This is a genomic window from Thalassospira indica, assembly GCF_003403095.1.
GTDB classification, from domain to species: domain Bacteria; phylum Pseudomonadota; class Alphaproteobacteria; order Rhodospirillales; family Thalassospiraceae; genus Thalassospira; species Thalassospira indica.
Genome location: NZ_CP031555.1, coordinates 1,996,412 through 2,011,696, shown reverse-complemented (window position 1 = coordinate 2,011,696; position 15,285 = coordinate 1,996,412). Strand labels below are relative to the sequence as shown.

Annotated in this window: 15 protein-coding genes; 5 read left to right on the top strand and 10 right to left on the bottom strand. The window is 55.5% G+C overall.

The window, feature by feature from the left end:
* The first annotated feature begins 9 nt into the window (after window positions 1-9).
* The 3 genes from DY252_RS09495 (at window position 10) to DY252_RS09485 (ending at window position 3,402) form a co-directional block, all read left to right on the top strand.
* Window positions 10-1,536: a malonate--CoA ligase gene (locus DY252_RS09495; RefSeq protein ID WP_064790213.1), complete on the top strand. Its 1,527-nt coding sequence runs from the start codon at window positions 10-12 to the stop codon at window positions 1,534-1,536.
* Window positions 1,537-1,803: 267 nt separating this feature from the next.
* Complete coding sequence (locus DY252_RS09490; protein ID WP_064790065.1) at window positions 1,804-2,511, top strand: YkgJ family cysteine cluster protein; 708 nt, start codon at window positions 1,804-1,806, stop codon at window positions 2,509-2,511.
* 102 nt (window positions 2,512-2,613) lie between these two features.
* On the top strand, window positions 2,614-3,402 hold the full coding sequence (locus tag DY252_RS09485) for an SDR family oxidoreductase (protein WP_064790064.1): 789 nt from the start codon (window positions 2,614-2,616) through the stop codon (window positions 3,400-3,402).
* 78 nt (window positions 3,403-3,480) lie between these two features.
* Here DY252_RS09485 and dxs read toward each other — a convergent pair whose 3' ends face one another.
* From dxs to DY252_RS09455, 6 genes are all read right to left on the bottom strand, one after another.
* Entirely contained in the window at window positions 3,481-5,400 is a 1,920-nt protein-coding gene (gene dxs, locus DY252_RS09480) for a 1-deoxy-D-xylulose-5-phosphate synthase (RefSeq protein ID WP_064790063.1), read from the bottom strand.
* Window positions 5,401-5,765: 365 nt separating this feature from the next.
* A complete protein-coding gene (locus tag DY252_RS09475) occupies window positions 5,766-6,734 on the bottom strand; it encodes an alpha/beta hydrolase family protein (RefSeq protein WP_064790062.1) in 969 nt (322 codons plus the stop codon).
* Between the two features lie 25 nt (window positions 6,735-6,759).
* Complete coding sequence (locus DY252_RS09470; RefSeq protein ID WP_064790061.1) at window positions 6,760-7,641, bottom strand: polyprenyl synthetase family protein; 882 nt, start codon at window positions 7,639-7,641, stop codon at window positions 6,760-6,762.
* A 43-nt stretch (window positions 7,642-7,684) separates the two neighbouring features.
* Window positions 7,685-7,948, bottom strand: coding sequence for an exodeoxyribonuclease VII small subunit (locus tag DY252_RS09465; RefSeq protein ID WP_008891279.1), 264 nt, complete (start codon window positions 7,946-7,948; stop codon window positions 7,685-7,687).
* 139 nt (window positions 7,949-8,087) lie between these two features.
* Window positions 8,088-9,020 carry a histone deacetylase family protein gene (locus DY252_RS09460; protein WP_064790060.1) on the bottom strand — a complete coding sequence of 311 codons (933 nt, stop codon included), beginning with the start codon at window positions 9,018-9,020 and terminating at the stop codon, window positions 8,088-8,090.
* Window positions 9,021-9,326: 306 nt separating this feature from the next.
* Entirely contained in the window at window positions 9,327-9,575 is a 249-nt protein-coding gene (locus DY252_RS09455; protein ID WP_129542707.1) for a hypothetical protein, read from the bottom strand.
* Window positions 9,576-9,708: 133 nt separating this feature from the next.
* Between DY252_RS09455 and DY252_RS09450 the strand changes: the two genes are divergently transcribed.
* Window positions 9,709-10,026 carry an ArsR/SmtB family transcription factor gene (locus DY252_RS09450; RefSeq protein WP_008891276.1) on the top strand — a complete coding sequence of 106 codons (318 nt, stop codon included), beginning with the start codon at window positions 9,709-9,711 and terminating at the stop codon, window positions 10,024-10,026.
* Window positions 10,027-10,103: 77 nt separating this feature from the next.
* Here the strand turns inward: DY252_RS09450 and DY252_RS09445 are convergent, their stop codons facing one another.
* Window positions 10,104-10,958, bottom strand: a complete 855-nt coding sequence (locus tag DY252_RS09445) for an EipB family protein (protein WP_008891275.1) — start codon at window positions 10,956-10,958, stop codon at window positions 10,104-10,106.
* Window positions 10,958-11,899, bottom strand: coding sequence for an SPOR domain-containing protein (locus DY252_RS09440; RefSeq protein ID WP_231959801.1), 942 nt, complete (start codon window positions 11,897-11,899; stop codon window positions 10,958-10,960). Before DY252_RS09440 ends, DY252_RS09445 begins: the two co-directional genes overlap by 1 nt.
* A gap of 220 nt (window positions 11,900-12,119) precedes the next feature.
* Here DY252_RS09440 and DY252_RS09435 point away from each other — a divergent pair, with 220 nt between their 5' ends.
* Window positions 12,120-12,665 carry a hypothetical protein gene (locus DY252_RS09435; protein WP_064790059.1) on the top strand — a complete coding sequence of 182 codons (546 nt, stop codon included), beginning with the start codon at window positions 12,120-12,122 and terminating at the stop codon, window positions 12,663-12,665.
* Window positions 12,666-12,716: 51 nt separating this feature from the next.
* Here the strand turns inward: DY252_RS09435 and aspS are convergent, their stop codons facing one another.
* Window positions 12,717-14,504: an aspartate--tRNA ligase gene (gene aspS / locus DY252_RS09430; RefSeq protein ID WP_064790209.1), complete on the bottom strand. Its 1,788-nt coding sequence runs from the start codon at window positions 14,502-14,504 to the stop codon at window positions 12,717-12,719.
* Between the two features lie 242 nt (window positions 14,505-14,746).
* Window positions 14,747-15,283 (bottom strand): SixA phosphatase family protein, encoded by a 537-nt coding sequence (locus DY252_RS09425; RefSeq protein WP_064790207.1) that lies wholly within the window; start codon window positions 15,281-15,283, stop codon window positions 14,747-14,749.
* Window positions 15,284-15,285 lie beyond the last annotated feature (2 nt).

The following is a 15,285-nucleotide window of genomic DNA, read 5'->3' as shown; positions in this document are numbered from 1 at the left end:
GGTATGACCATGTCAGATAATCTTCTTCAAACATTTCTGGACCGTTTTCCGGCCGACAAATCCCGCACGTTTCTCATTGAACGCGACGGCACCGAACGCAGTTTTTCGTGGCTGCTTGATCGCACCGGTCGTTATGCCGCCGTGCTGGCATCCCATGGTGTGGTCAAGGGTGACCGCGTTGCTGCCCAGGTCGACAAATCATCCGATGTGATCGCGCTCTATCTGGCTTGCCTGCAACTTGGCGCCATTCACCTGCCGCTCAACACCGCCTATACCGGTGATGAAATCGCCTATTTCCTCGGTGATGCCGCACCGCGTGTCTTCGTCTGCCGTCCGGGCCATATCGCTGCGGCCAAGGAACTGGGTGACAAGAATGACGTCGCGGCGGTCCTGTCGCTCGGATCAAACGGCGATGGCAGCCTCAATGACGAAGCCGCAAACGCCACCGCCATGACCGACATCGTCGCCGCCGACAAGGATGACGTTGCCGCCATCCTGTACACATCGGGCACCACGGGCCGGTCGAAGGGCGCGATGCTGACCCATAACAATCTGGGCTCGAACGCCAAAACCCTGCATCAGGCATGGGGCTTCAAGCCGGGGGATACCTTGCTGCATGCCCTGCCGCTGTTCCACACCCACGGGCTGTTTGTTGCGATCAACATCATGCTGATGAATGGCGGCAAGGTGATCCTGCTTCCGAAATTCGATGCCGATGACGTGATTGAACGTCTGCCGCAATCAACCGTCCTGATGGGCGTTCCGACCTTCTATACCCGCCTGCTCGCCCATCCGGAATTCACCAAGGATGTGACCGCCAACATGCGTCTATTCGTATCGGGTTCGGCCCCGCTTCTGGCCGAAACCCATGACGCATTCTTTGAACGCACCGGTCACAAGATCCTTGAACGCTATGGCATGACCGAAACCTGCATGAACACGTCCAACCCGCTCGATGGTGAACGCCGTCCGGGTGCGGTTGGCCCGACCCTGCCGGGGATCGAGGCACGCGTTTGTGACAAGGATGGCAATGTTCTGGGGGCTGGCGAAATCGGTGTGCTTGAAGTCCGGGGCCCGAACGTTTTCAAAGGCTACTGGCAGATGCCGGAAAAAACCGCGTCCGAGTTCCGCTCAGACGGCTTCTTTATCACCGGCGATCTCGCCACCATCGGTGAGGACGGCTATGTCACCATCGTAGGCCGCGACAAGGACCTGATCATTTCCGGTGGCTTTAACGTCTATCCCAAGGAAGTCGAAGAAGTCATCGCTGAATATGACGAGGTCGATGAAGTCGCGATCTTTGGCCTGCCGCATCCCGACTTCGGCGAAGCCGTTGCCGGCGTGATTGTGGCCGCCAATGGCGATAAAGCCGATCCCGAAGCCATCATCAAACGCACCCAGGACAAGCTGGCGAAATTCAAGGTGCCCAAGCGCATCTGGGTGATCAAGGAACTGCCGCGCAACACCATGGGCAAAATTCAGAAGGCCCAGCTGCGCAAACAATACGAAGACACCTTTACCTCCCCTGCAGCATAAGCGTTGCAGTCTTATACTCCCGCTGCCCGGAGCCTTTCCTGCTAACAGAAAGCTCTTTCCCGCAGCACCCATCGGGTCTCTGACCCTACCTCCCCGGCCGGATTTATCTGGCCGTTTTTTTTTGCTGCACGCCCAAAACCCGAACGTCACAAATTCCGCCGTTATGCAATTTTTAGGGAATAACGCCAAACAATGCTAAATTAGACAACGACCAACAACCAATCTGAAGGCCTGTCTTGAGTACCAGCACGAAAGTAACTGGGATTGATGACCAAGCTTGATGACGCAATAGACCGGGTTTCGCGCAACATCGCCCAGACAGGCGCCCTGACGACCGAGGCCTCGCGGCGCTACGAACAGATGTTTGCCGATTTCCGCACCGAACTGGACCGCGCCCTTGATGCGGCCGATACGCTTGCTGATGCCGCCGGGGCGACCATGGCGATACTCGAACAGGCATCAAGCCTCTTGCGGCAAAGCTTCCCCAACCCGCACCCGCGTGCCTGTCGCGATCAATGCAGCGCCTGCTGTCACCTGTTTGTCAGTGTCCCGCCCGGTGTGACCGACCTGATCGCTGCCCACATCACGGCGACTTTCACCACGCCACAGATCGATGCACTGAAAGATCGCCTGCGCAATGCCGCAACCGAAATCGAACAGTTTACAAAAGCCAGTGATGTCCGGGTGCGTTGCCCCTTGCTTGACGCACAGGATCGCTGCAGCATTTACGCCATCCGCCCGCTGACCTGTCGCACATTTACCTCGGCCAATGCCGGTCTGTGCCACTCCATGGTCTTTGGCGACAGTGCGCAACAATCCACCCGCATTGATCAGGATCCCGGCCATTACCGCCTGCATATCGCCGCGACCGAGGCCCTGCAAAATCTGGCAACCCGTCGCGGCCTTAACGGGCGGCAGGAAGGCTTCGTTCACGCCCTGCTCAATCGGCTTGAAAACGGGTCAGTATCCTCCTGATACAAACGCCTTGCAATTTCGCGCAAACAAGACCATTTCCCCAGAGTTCCTCAAGGGCTGCGCATCCGCCCGGCCTTGCCATCAAAACCAAATGGGGCAGACATGGATAACCCGTCCGCAAAATCACCGCGCGTGGCCTTTGTCACCGGTGGAGCCCAGGGCTTGGGCCTTGGCATCTCAAAGCATCTTCTGGGCCTTGGCTGGAAGGTCGCGATGTTTGATCTTGATGCCGATGCGGGCGAGGACGCGCTTGATAGCCTGACGGACGCTGAACGTGACCGCACATTGTTGCTGCAGGGCGACGTCGCCAATGAGGCCGATATCAAACTTTGCATCCAGCAATGCGTTGACCGGTTTGGCCGCATCGATGGTCTGATCAACAATGCCGGGATCGCCAATCCCCATGTCCCCAACATCGAAGACCTTGAATGGGATCAATGGCAACGCGTGATCAATGTCAATCTGGGTGGTGCGTTTCTGGCAACCAATCACGCGACACAGCACCTGCGCGATACCAAGGGCGCGATTGTCAATATCGCCTCCACCCGCGCCTTCCAGTCAGAGGCCAACACAGAACCCTATGCCGCGTCCAAGGGCGGCATCGTTGCCCTGACCCATGCGCTGGCGGTCAGCCTTGCAGGCGACATTCGCGTTAACGCCATCGCACCGGGCTGGATCGAAGTTGGCGACTGGCAGAAAAACGCCAACAAAACCAACCCCGATCACAGCGAAGCCGACAAGGCCCAACACCCGGTTGGCCGTGTCGGCACGCCTAAAGACATCGCACAGGCCGTCTCCTTCCTGCTGGATGGTGATAAATCAGGCTTCATGACCGGTGAAACCATCCGCATCGATGGCGGCATGACGCACAAGATGATTTACGTCGACTGACGAACGCGAAGAACGAAAAAGGCCGGTCTGTCATTTCCGACAACCGGCCTTTTGTTCATTTCGAAATCTTTGACCTGATCAGGCGCGCGCCTTGCTTTCGCTCATGCCAAGCGCGCCAAGGGCGGTCTTGACGATGGCCTTGGCATCAAGCCCGGCCTTCTCGTACTGGATTTCCGGTTTGTCATGATCAATCAGCGCATCTGGAAGTGCCATGGTGCGGATTTTAAGCCCGTTATCAAGCAATCCGTGCCCTGCCATATGTTGCAGAACCATCGCGCCAAAGCCGTTGATCGACCCTTCTTCAATGGTGATCAGGACTTCGTGGTTGCGCGCCAGGTCGGCAATCAGTTCATGATCAAGCGGCTTGGCAAAGCGCGCATCGGCAACCGTGGCAGGCAAACCCCGTGCAGCAAGATCTTCGGCGGCAATAAGCGCCTCAGCCAGTCGCGTGCCATAAGACAGGATGGCAATCTTGCCCCCCTCGCGCAGGATACGACCCTTGCCGATTTCAAGGACTTTGCCCTCGGCCGGCATTTCAACGCCAACACCTTCGCCGCGCGGATAACGGAACGCGCTTGGTCGATCATCAATCGCCCAGGCGGTTGTGGTCATATGGACAAGCTCTGCCTCATCGGCGGCCGCCATCAAAACGAAGTTCGGCAAACAGCCAAGATAGGCAATGTCATAGGCGCCCGCATGGGTCGCGCCATCGGCCCCGACCAGTCCGGCGCGGTCCATGGCGAAACGCACCGGCAGGTTCTGGATCGCGACATCATGCACGACCTGATCATAACCACGCTGCAGGAAGGTCGAATACAGCGTGCAGAACGGCTTGTACCCTTCGCACGCCATCCCGGCGGCAAAGGTCACGGCATGCTGTTCGGCAATCCCGACGTCAAAGGCACGATCGGGGAAATGATCGGCAAAGATATTAACCCCGGTGCCAGACGGCATCGCGGCGGTGATCGCGGTAACTTTCTCGTCCTTCTCGGCCAGCTTCACCAGCGTTTCGCCATACACCTTGGTGTAGCTTGGCGCATTCGGGGTCGGCTTGGCCTGTTTGCCGGTGACGACGTCAAACTTGGCAACGCCATGGTATTTGTCGGCGGCATTTTCCGCCGGGCCATAACCCTTGCCTTTTTGCGTGACGGCATGGATCAGGATCGGGCCATCGACATCGGCATCGCGCACGTTTTTCAAAACCGGCAACAGATGATCCATATTGTGACCATCAATCGGCCCGACATAGAAAAAGCCCATTTCCTCAAACAGGGTGCCGCCCGTGACCATGCCACGGGTATATTCTTCAAGCTTGCGCGCAGCTTCTTCGATCTGGCGCGGCAGATGCTTGGTCAGGCCCTTGGCCGCATTGCGCAGCCCCTGATAGCCCTTGCCTGAAATCAGGCGCGACAAATAACCCGACATTGATCCCACCGGCGGGGCAATCGACATGTCGTTATCATTCAGGATGACAATCAAGCGCTGATCGGTGGCGGCGGCATTGTTCATCGCCTCATAGGCCATGCCCGCACTCATCGATCCATCACCGATCACGGCAATGACGTTCTTGCGTTTGTCATTGGAAAGCTGGTTGGCGACCGCCATACCAAGACCGGCCGAGATCGAGGTGGAGCTATGTCCCGCCCCGAACGGATCATATTCGGATTCGGATCGTTTGGTGAAACCGGACAAACCGCCACCCTGACGAATGGTGCGGATACGATCACGCCGCCCGGTCAGGATTTTATGCGGATAGCACTGATGACCAACATCCCAGATCAAACGATCATAGGGCGTATCAAACAGGTAATGGATCGCAACCGTCAGCTCGACCACACCAAGCCCTGCACCCAGATGCCCGCCGGTCACCGATACCGCATCAATCACCTCGGCGCGCAACTCGTCTGCGACCTGCTTCATCTGGGCAGGCTGCAACTTGCGCAGCTCTTCGGGGGTGTTGATGGTATCCAGCAGCGGGGTCTTGGAGGTCGTGCTCATTCCGATCTCGATTTCAATTTTTTATATGGCGTTGGTTAGGGTCAGGACCCATTAATTTGGTTTGAATGGTTCACCTGATTTGTGCGGATACGCGGAGCAAAGCCGACGGAAGATATTCATCTTTCAAGGCTTTGCGACAAAGTAGTCCGTGCAAATCAGGTTAATCCGAAGGACAGACGTTATATTTGCAAACTCCTGCGTCAAACCCCTTGGCCGGGATACCAGCCCGCCCGGCGGGCCTTTCCTTGGATTTCACAAATATAACGTCTGCCATTCAAATCAAATTAATGAGTCCTGCCCCTGCAACAGGGTGACTGTTATGGCGCCATGTTGCAAGCTGCGTAAAATAGCGAGGTTCGACCGAATTAGCGACCCTGAATTTCACCGGTTTTTACCTTATCGAGGAAACGGTGGATCACTTGCTCGACAGTGCGGTGAATGGTGTCGCGATCCTGACCAAAATCGCGGCATAAATAGCCAAAATTCTCTGCAATATATGGGGTGCATTTCGGCAAGAATGAATAATGCCCGGCCCCCTTGACCTTCACAAACTTTGCCCGCCCGCGCAACAGCTTGCGGAAGTGCGCGGCGTTAACATGGTCATGCAGAATTTCATCCGTATCGGCCTCGATAAACAGCATCGGGATATCGATATCGCCAAGGCCTTCATCTGTTGCCGCAACCCCGAAGGCAGGCGTAATCGCGATGATGGCAGCAATCCGGTCATCGCGTTCGGATATCACCGGCCCGCCATACACGTTATGCAGCCGATCAATGTGATCATCGCTTGGCGCGTGCTGGCAAATCACCCGATCATTCTCGGCATTGATTTCACAATAATCCTGCCAGGCCCGGGCATCAAAATCCCACCCGGCCAGCTTAAGCACCGTCGCCCCACCGGCCGAATGCCCAAGGGCAAAGATTTTATCTTGGTCAATCTGCGGCCCGATCTCGTCATGGGCCAACAACAAATCAAGGGCCAGACGCATTTCCTGCGGGCGGCGCTCGATAATCGCCAATTGCCGCGCCTCAGACGCATCAAGGTAATTATCGCCATGATGCTGCGGGGCAGCCACGATATAGCCCCGCCTTGCAAGATATTCCGCCAACCAGAACTGATTGAACCGATGCCCTTCCGATCCATGCGAAAACAAAACGATGGGAAACGGGCCATCACCGGCAAAACCGGCATTGCGTGCCGCACGCGATGCCACCCCCATATGCCGCACCGAACTTTCCGGCGCCGTCGCCGGATACCAGATCGCCAGCGTAAACGGGTCCTTGTCAAACAGCCGATCGCGAAAACCGGCTCTATATGGGGAATGATCGGTCATGGCGATGATCTATGACCGCAGCCGCTTAACGACCACGCTCCACCACAAAACGCGCCACCGCACGCAGTGGTTCGGCCTCGTCGTCAAAGCAGTTCAGGTGATTGATCGCCTGATCACACAGCATTCTGGCCTGTTCGCGGGCTTGATCAAGGCCAAGCAATTTGACGAAGGTTGATTTTTCCTGATCGGCGTCCTTGCCAGCCGTCTTGCCAAGCTCTTCACTGCTGGCTTCGACATCCAGGATGTCGTCCTTGATCTGAAACGCCAGCCCCATGTCATGGGCATAGGATCGAAGCGCCAAACGAATGCTTTTCGGCGCCTTGCCAAGGATCGCACCGGCTTCGCAGGCAAAGGCAAACATCCGCCCGGTTTTCAGCAAATGCAGGTGTGTCACCTGTGCCTGATCAAAACTCTGCCCTTCGCCGGCCAGATCGATCATCTGCCCCCCGACCATGCCATATGGCCCCGCCGCACGGGCAAGGGCGCGGACAAGATCGGTGCAAACACGCGGATCAGGATGGGTGTCTTCGTCGGCCAGCACTTCAAACGCCTGGGTCAGCAACGCATCACCGGCCAAAATCGCCGTCGCCTCGTCAAACTGCTTGTGGCAGCTGGGCTTGCCGCGACGCAGATCGTCATCATCCATCGCCGGCAGATCATCATGGATCAGCGAATAGCTGTGTACCATCTCGACCGCCGCAGCAACCCGAAGGGCGGAGCGACGTGAAACCTTGAACAAGCCGGCAGAGCTTAGCACCAGAAACGGGCGCAAGCGTTTGCCATCGCCCAGCGTCGAATAGCGCATCGCCTGATACAGGCGCTGTTCGATCTGGCCATTGGCGCGGGGCAGGATCCCGTCAAGCGTCTCGCCCAGATCAGCAGACGCCGCACTCAGTTCGGCAATCATGTCGTAACTCACGACGGTCTCCGAAAGTTAAGGGGCAATCGCCCTATTCAATTTCAGTTGGGGTTGCCGACGGGCGGCCATCCGCATTCAGGGTGATTTTTTCGATGCGCTCTTCAGCCGCGCGCAGTTTGTCCGCGCAATGGCGTTTCAGCGCCGCACCGCGTTCATAGGACGCAATGGCGTCATCAAGCCCGACCTGCCCCTGTTCAAGCTGACGTACAAGGGTTTCAAGCTGCCCAAGCGCCTCTTCGAAACTCAGTTTCGCGATATCTTCAGGAAGTGCGGGAGATGCAGTAGCCTCGGACATGTAAACTCCATTTCTTAGATCGGCGCGGAGTTTACGCGCAAGTCGCGATCAGGGCAACCGAACAGAACGCAATTTCGTCTGACTGAAACGCTTTTGTCGGGCAACACCCCGGTGATATTTCGGTGATCTTGGACTGCCCTTAATGGGCACCCATCAGTGTCCGGACATGTTGCACGGCACTGGTTGCAAGCGACGGCAAATCATAGCCGCCTTCAAGCAAGGATACCACACGTCCACCACACTGCTCGTCGGCAAGATCCATCAACTGCTTGGTCATCCAGACAAAATCATCCGCCACATAGCAAAGCCCCGCCAGCGGATCATTCTTGTGCCCGTCAAAGCCCGCCGAAATGATCAGAAGTTCCGGCTTGAACGCGGCAATACCGGGCAACACTGTCGAATTGAACGCTTCCTGTACTTCGGCAGTGCCCGACCCGGCAACCATACCGACATTCAGAATATTGTTCGCACATCCGCGTTCGCTTTCGGCCCCGGTGCCGGGATAAAGCGGCCATTGGTGGGTGGAGCAATAAAACAGATCCGCGTCGTTATAAAACAGGTCCTGCGTGCCATTGCCGTGATGAACATCGAAATCCATCACCGCCACCCGCTTGATGCCGAATTTGTTGCGCGCATGGTGGGCCGCAATGGCCGCATTGTTAAACAGGCAAAACCCCATCGCCCGATCATATTCGGCGTGATGTCCCGGCGGCCGGGTGGCGACAAAGGCATTCTTTTCATGCCCCTCCATCACCGCATCAACCGCGACACAGGCCCCGCCGACCGATCGCAATGCCGCCCTGCCCGACCCCGGCGACACATAGGTATCGCCATCAAGCGGCTCGATGCCGTGGTCGGGGATGCTTGCCATCACCTTGTCGACATAGGCCGGGTCATGCACTTTCTTGATCAGGTCGATATCGCCCAGCGGCGCCTCTTCGCGGTGAAGAAACATGAATTCCTCGGCCTCGAAAACGCGCTGGATCACGCGCAGACGATCGGCACATTCCGGGTGTCCCGGGCCGGTATCATGTTCAATACAATCGTGATGGGTCACGAACAAAGTCGCCATTTTTCTGGGTCGCCTTCCTGAATGGTCCGCTATGGTGTGGCGCCGGGACCAGGCCCGGGTCACAGGATCGCGTTGACCGCGTCCGTATTTTTATCCTGCTTTGCTTGTTCTAGCGCAAAACGGGATGCTTCTCTTTGTTCTAAATCAGCACATCACCGAACGATAAGGCAAGCTCTTTGGCCTTCGATCTTCGCATCATCTGGCGCGTGTCACGTCTGCTACTAATACTTTCACAGTTTTGCCGTTTTCTCGGGTTTGTATATGCTGGTATCGATTATGTTTCAAACCGAGCAAACGGGAACATAATCAAATAAAAACAGGTCCTGTCGGAATCGGTGCAAAGGTTTCATTCGCCCGCACACCGTCCAAGGGATCAAATTCGCGATCGCCAGAGAAAAATCTGGTGCATGGAAGGAAGTTCGACAGGCCGGATTCCGGCACAAACACCATCAGCAGCAGGACAGATACGAGTAAACACTCTCTTGACAGATTTGTAATATACTTGAGAATAAGTTTACCGATGAATTCCTGTAATTTGTTGGTGGCAGAAGTCACTATCCTTTAGGTATTATTACCGCAGTGACTTCGCGCCAGTCGGATCAGAAGCCACCCGATGGCTCCGTCTGGTGATTTGTCGAATTTTCATTGGGACAATGGCCGCTTGCGGTCAGGCTCATAAGGAAGCCAAATGGAACTTAACAACCTAGAAGAAAAGGCCGAACAGGCGAGCACCCTGTTAAAGGCCATGAGCAATCAGAGCAGACTGCTTATCCTTTGCCAACTCAACGAAGGCGAAAAGTCGGTTGGCGAACTCGAACGTATTGTCGGGCTAAGCCAGTCCGCTCTTTCGCAGCATCTTGCACGCCTGCGTCGTGACAAGCTCGTCCAGACTCGTCGCGAAGCACAGACCATCTACTATTCGCTGAATGGTAACGATGCTCTGCGCGTGATCGAGACCCTCTACGGGCTTTATTGCAACGCCTCACGCAATTCTGCTGCTGCGTAAAACACCCGGGCACTCCCCACTAAAAAAGCCTGCCTTTTTTGGGCAGGCTTTTTTACGTCTGGATTTTAAAATCTATCTTACTGCGATCCGCATTCCGGCAGCGGCAGCTTGGTGACCTTGTCAAGCGTGCCCAGCACTTCAAACTCGCCATAGTCAAAACGCATACCATGCGCGACACCGTTATCGCCAAAATCAACCGCCATCTCGGTTGACGGGCCATTTTCCGCAGCCCCGATCGGATAAAATGCCAGGTTCATGCGATGAAACGCACCGCGCGCAATCGCATCGGGATCGTTGGCGGTGTTATCGGCATCCTTGCTGCCTGAAATCACCACTGCCACCCGGTTGGTCGGGGTATCGCCGCTGCCATCAAACACCAGATCATTGGCAAACCGCACGCCGTCTTTCGCACGTTTCAGCAACACCAGCGAATGCTGGGTCGGGAACATGGCATCGGCCGGAAGCTCTTCCTCGACCTCGACCGGGATTTCGTAACTGACCTTGACCATGTCATCCTTGCGGACCGCCTTGCCGACGATCTCGTCAACCTTGGTGCCATCAAGATAATCACGCATGCGGAAACGATATTCCGTCCCGTCGAAATCTTCCCACTGGGTCATGGAATAGGCCGAATTGATCGGCGTGCCTTCGCTGCCCTGAAGGATCATGATCTGCTGCATCTCCGTGACCCAGCCATCGCACATCTTCTCAAAGCGATAGCCAAGCACACCGGACGCATCAACAATCGAGCTGCCCTGTTCGGCATGGCTCAGCTTGAAGTGATATTCCGCCACATGCGGCACGATGGCATCTTCGATGCCCGTCACATTACCAGCCTGCGCGGCACAGCCACCAAGACCCAAACAAAAGATCAGCGTTCCTTTAAGGGAACGCTGACGTTGCTTAATCTCTGAAAAAAATCCAGACAACATCACTCTCCGGTGGCGCCAACTCCGACAATCCAAGGATCTTTAACCCCCTTTTTGGCAGCAAGAAGGCGCAAATCATGTGCGTGTTCTGCCGAAAGCGGCCCGACCGCAACACGAAGATACGGCTTGCCCTTCACTTCGGCATTCAAAAGGCGCGGCTGGTATTCCTTATAAAGGCCCAGCGCCCTGTTGGCACGCGCTTCATCTGCAAAGCTTGCCAATACCACATAATCACCGGGCAGCGGCGCGGCAAGGTCATCGCCTGCAAGCGCGTCCCCGTCAAGTGCTGCATCCACCGGTTTGACCATCACATCATCCCCGTCACCCATAACAGCCGGATCGACCAATGCAGCGGTGACGGTTTCCTTCGGCGTGGCAATTTCGGTTACCGGTTCGTCACTGACATAGCCCGCAACGGCGGCATCCGCCTCGACCTGCGGGTCGATCGGGCCAAGGTCACTGCGATCAACGGCAACGTCTTCGACTTCGATCTGATCACGTGCAGAGGCAACCTCAACCGCATCAACCGCATCATCAGTCGTCTTTTTCGGGGTCAGTGGCGGCAGGTTGGTGGTGACAATCGCGTTGGATTTAAGCGCCGTCGCACTCGGGCGTGACCAATCCTCTGCCGGGGCATTCACCGCATAGATTTCCGGGCGGGCAACGCGCAGTTCCTGTTTAATCTCAGGCTCGCCCATTACGGCAAGGGCTGCGGCCTCTTCGGCCAGGATGGTTTCGTCGTCCTTGCAGATGGTCTGTTCCAGAAGCGGGCGATGCAGCGCACAATCGCGCTCGGCAACGAAAGAAACCGCATGGTCGGTTGTGCTTTTGCCGGTCGACACATAGCTGATCAAATCACCGGCAAGCTTTGCCACCGTCAACTCAATCGGCCCCCCGCACGCGCCAAGCGCCAAAGGTGCCGCCACCACAAGAATTTTTCTCAACAGGCCATCCCCCGAAGGATCGAAGTTTCTTTTCCTCCGCTACAGTGGCCCAAAGCCCGTTAATATTAGGTAACCAAACCGTTTTCAGCTGAAGTTACGATGATCTCTGCCACCATAGCACCATCTCAATTAATGAGTCTTTGATTGACAGTGCAGAAACATAAAAAGAACATGGATTGAAATAGGAAAGATACTTCAAAACACATTCTTAGGTAGATAAATGAAAGCAATTGAGCAGTTTAAATCTTTGCTTTGGCTTGCCGGGGCTATGTTTACAGCAGTTGGTATCGGTTTTGGTGCCGGAAACTACGTTACCCAGAAAGAACTCGAAACTGCGGAAGGCCTTTACAAAGAAGCCTTACTAAATCAAGCAAAGGCAATGGGTGAGATAAACTCTCTGCAGACAGAGAATCAAAATCTCAGCCAAACGATTGCCGAATTGATTGCAGATAAAAAAAAGACCCAAGAATCTCTGGAATTTAGAAGAAAGCTAAGCGGAGAAGTAATTTTACCACCTGGAGAGACTAAGGAAATTCTCCCAGGCATTTTCCTCGGCGTATATAGTACAGGTTTCTCCAGCCGAGGACAGTATGCTAGCGTTGGATTGGGCGCAAGATTTGAAACAATTACATCCGGTCAAACAATAACAGAAGAATTTTTTAATGAGATTAGCTGTAGCGCAACATTCTCATACTTTGGGGCGTCTGAAGCCGATGCAAAGGAACGCGCAGTCGTACTCTACAATTGTAGAAATCTAAAAAAATAGGGTGCCTTTCACAAGGTACCCTATTTACGACTTTGAGTAGTGTTTTTTAGATCAGTCTTTTTTCGCTTTCGGCGGCAACTGCACACGCAGGTGCAATTCTTTAAGCTGCCTGTCATCGACCTCTGCCGGCGCATTCATCATCAGATCCTGTGCCTGCTGGTTCAGCGGGAAGGCAATGACTTCACGAATGTTCGGCTCATCGGCCAGAAGCATGACGATACGGTCAACACCCGGGGCCGAACCACCGTGCGGCGGGGCGCCGAATTTGAACGCGTTGATCATGCCACCAAAGCGGTCATCGACAACGTCCTTGCCATAACCGGCGATCTCAAACGCCTTGTACATGATGTCCGGGCGATGGTTACGAATGGCACCCGATGACAGCTCGATACCGTTACAAACGATGTCATACTGCCACGCCTTGATATCAAGCGGGTTCATGTTTTCCAACGCGTCCAGACCACCTTGGGGCATCGAGAACGGGTTGTGGCTGAATTCGATCTTGCCGTCGTCGTCTTCCTCATACATCGGGAAGTCAACAATCCAGCAGAACTTGAACATGCCCTCTTCGCGCAGTTCCAGCTCGTCACAAACCTTGTCACGGACCTTACCGGCAAACTTGGCAGCGGCCAGTTCCTTGTCACAGGCAAAGAATACCGCATCGCCATTGGCAACGCCGGTGATTTCCTTGATCTGTGCGATACGATCGGCATCAAGGTTCTTGGCAATCGGGCCTTTTGCTTCGCCGTCTTCGCCGTAAACGATGTAGCCAAGACCAGCCGCACCTTCATCACGGGCCCAGTTGTTGAGCTTGTCAAAGAAGCTGCGCGGGCGCGATGCGGCACCGGTTGCCGGGATCGCACGAACAACCGAACCTTTTTCGATGTTCGATGCAAAGATACCAAAGCTCGACCCGCGGAATGGCTCGGTGACATCCGAGATGATCAGCGGGTTACGCAGGTCCGGCTTGTCGGATCCGTATTTCGCCATCGATTCATCGAACGGAATGCGCGGGAACGGATACGGGGTCACATCACGACCACCGCCGAACTCGACAAAGATGTCATGCAGAACCGGCTCGATTGCGGCAAACACGTCGTCCTGGGTGGCAAAGGCCATCTCGAAGTCGAGCTGGTAAAACTCACCCGGCGAACGGTCGGCACGTGCGTCTTCATCGCGGAAGCACGGTGCAATCTGGAAATATTTGTCAAAGCCCGAAACCATCAACAGCTGCTTGAACTGCTGGGGCGCCTGCGGCAGGGCATAAAACTTGCCCGGATGCATACGCGACGGCACCAGGAAGTCACGTGCACCTTCCGGCGAACTTGCGGTCAGGATCGGCGTCTGGATTTCAAGGAAGCCCTGCGCGGTCATTTTCTGACGCATGGCCGAAATCACCTGCGAACGCAGAACGATGTTCTTGTGCACGCTCTCGCGACGCAGATCGAGATAACGGTGACGCAGGCGAACCTCTTCGCCGTACTCGACATCGCCAAACACCGGCATCGGCAGAACTTCGGCCGAAGACTGAACTTCGATGTTCGATGCATAAACTTCGATCTCGCCGGTCGGCAAGTTGGGGTTGATGGTTTCGGCCGTACGTTTGACAACCTTGCCATCGACCGTGATCACGCTTTCGGCGCGCGCTTTATCAAGCGTCTCGAACAGCGGGCTCGAAATATCGATCACGACCTGGGTGATGCCGTAATGGTCGCGCAGGTCAACGAACAGAAGGTTGCCGTGGTCACGTTTACGGTGAATCCAGCCAGACAGGCGAACTTCCGCATCGGCGTCAGTCGCGCGCAGCGCATTACAGTTATGAGAGCGAAAAGGATGCATTGTCATTCCAGGTTGCTTTATATTTTGGGCCGCAAATTTGGCCGCAAAGGTGCATGCCAGACCCGCGCTGTCAAACAAAAAACGCACCACAACATGTGCGCCACGGTGCGACCCACAGCGCTTACGTGTGATGTTTCCCCGCCCGATTGGCACGGCATCTCAAAATTTCAGCGGTATAAAACGCGGACAGGCCGCCTTCGTCAAGTGCCAGTAATGCAGATCAGTCAACGCAGATCATCAAATCATTCGGCACTAATCTTGACCGCCTGAAGATCCTTGACCTTGATAAAGTCGATCAGCCGTCCGCTGCCCGGTGTGATTTCACCCCAGTGATCAACATCGAACTCGAAATGCGCAAGCCCGCAGGTCGGATATTTGCGCGCCATGATCTCGCGCGCCTCAATACTGCCACCGCCATACAGCGACTGGGCAAAAATCTCGATCCCCGGATTATGACCGATGAACATCACATGCTTGGCGTCTTCATGGGTGTGATGCAGGCTTTCAAGCAACACCCGTTCGCTCGCCATATACAGGTCTTCGTTATAGATCACGTCGGCATCGGTTGCGAAATCCCGCCCCAACAGGCCAAGGGTCTGCACCGCGCGCGCCGCCGTCGAACACCAGATCAGGTCCGGCACCAGTTCATGCTGACGCAGATAGCGCCCCATAAAAGGGGCTGCCTTTTCACCACGACGGTTCAGTTCGCGGTCATGGTCGGCTCGACCCGGATCCGCCCAGCTTGATTTGGCATGCCGAAGCAGCAGCAACGTCTTCATAT

What these genes read in the sequence shown, in the direction of transcription:
- DY252_RS09495 (WP_064790213.1), top strand. Translation starts at nt 10, where the DNA reads ATGTCAGATAATCTTCTTCAAACATTTCTGGACCGTTTTCCGGCCGAC.
- DY252_RS09490 (WP_064790065.1), top strand. Translation starts at nt 1,804, where the DNA reads ATGACCAAGCTTGATGACGCAATAGACCGGGTTTCGCGCAACATCGCC.
- DY252_RS09485 (WP_064790064.1), top strand. Translation starts at nt 2,614, where the DNA reads ATGGATAACCCGTCCGCAAAATCACCGCGCGTGGCCTTTGTCACCGGT.
- dxs (WP_064790063.1), bottom strand. Translation starts at nt 5,400, where the DNA reads ATGAGCACGACCTCCAAGACCCCGCTGCTGGATACCATCAACACCCCC.
- DY252_RS09475 (WP_064790062.1), bottom strand. Translation starts at nt 6,734, where the DNA reads ATGACCGATCATTCCCCATATAGAGCCGGTTTTCGCGATCGGCTGTTT.
- DY252_RS09470 (WP_064790061.1), bottom strand. Translation starts at nt 7,641, where the DNA reads ATGATTGCCGAACTGAGTGCGGCGTCTGCTGATCTGGGCGAGACGCTT.
- DY252_RS09465 (WP_008891279.1), bottom strand. Translation starts at nt 7,948, where the DNA reads ATGTCCGAGGCTACTGCATCTCCCGCACTTCCTGAAGATATCGCGAAA.
- DY252_RS09460 (WP_064790060.1), bottom strand. Translation starts at nt 9,020, where the DNA reads ATGGCGACTTTGTTCGTGACCCATCACGATTGTATTGAACATGATACC.
- DY252_RS09450 (WP_008891276.1), top strand. Translation starts at nt 9,709, where the DNA reads ATGGAACTTAACAACCTAGAAGAAAAGGCCGAACAGGCGAGCACCCTG.
- DY252_RS09445 (WP_008891275.1), bottom strand. Translation starts at nt 10,958, where the DNA reads ATGTTGTCTGGATTTTTTTCAGAGATTAAGCAACGTCAGCGTTCCCTT.
- DY252_RS09435 (WP_064790059.1), top strand. Translation starts at nt 12,120, where the DNA reads ATGAAAGCAATTGAGCAGTTTAAATCTTTGCTTTGGCTTGCCGGGGCT.
- aspS (WP_064790209.1), bottom strand. Translation starts at nt 14,504, where the DNA reads ATGCATCCTTTTCGCTCTCATAACTGTAATGCGCTGCGCGCGACTGAC.
- DY252_RS09425 (WP_064790207.1), bottom strand. Translation starts at nt 15,283, where the DNA reads ATGAAGACGTTGCTGCTGCTTCGGCATGCCAAATCAAGCTGGGCGGAT.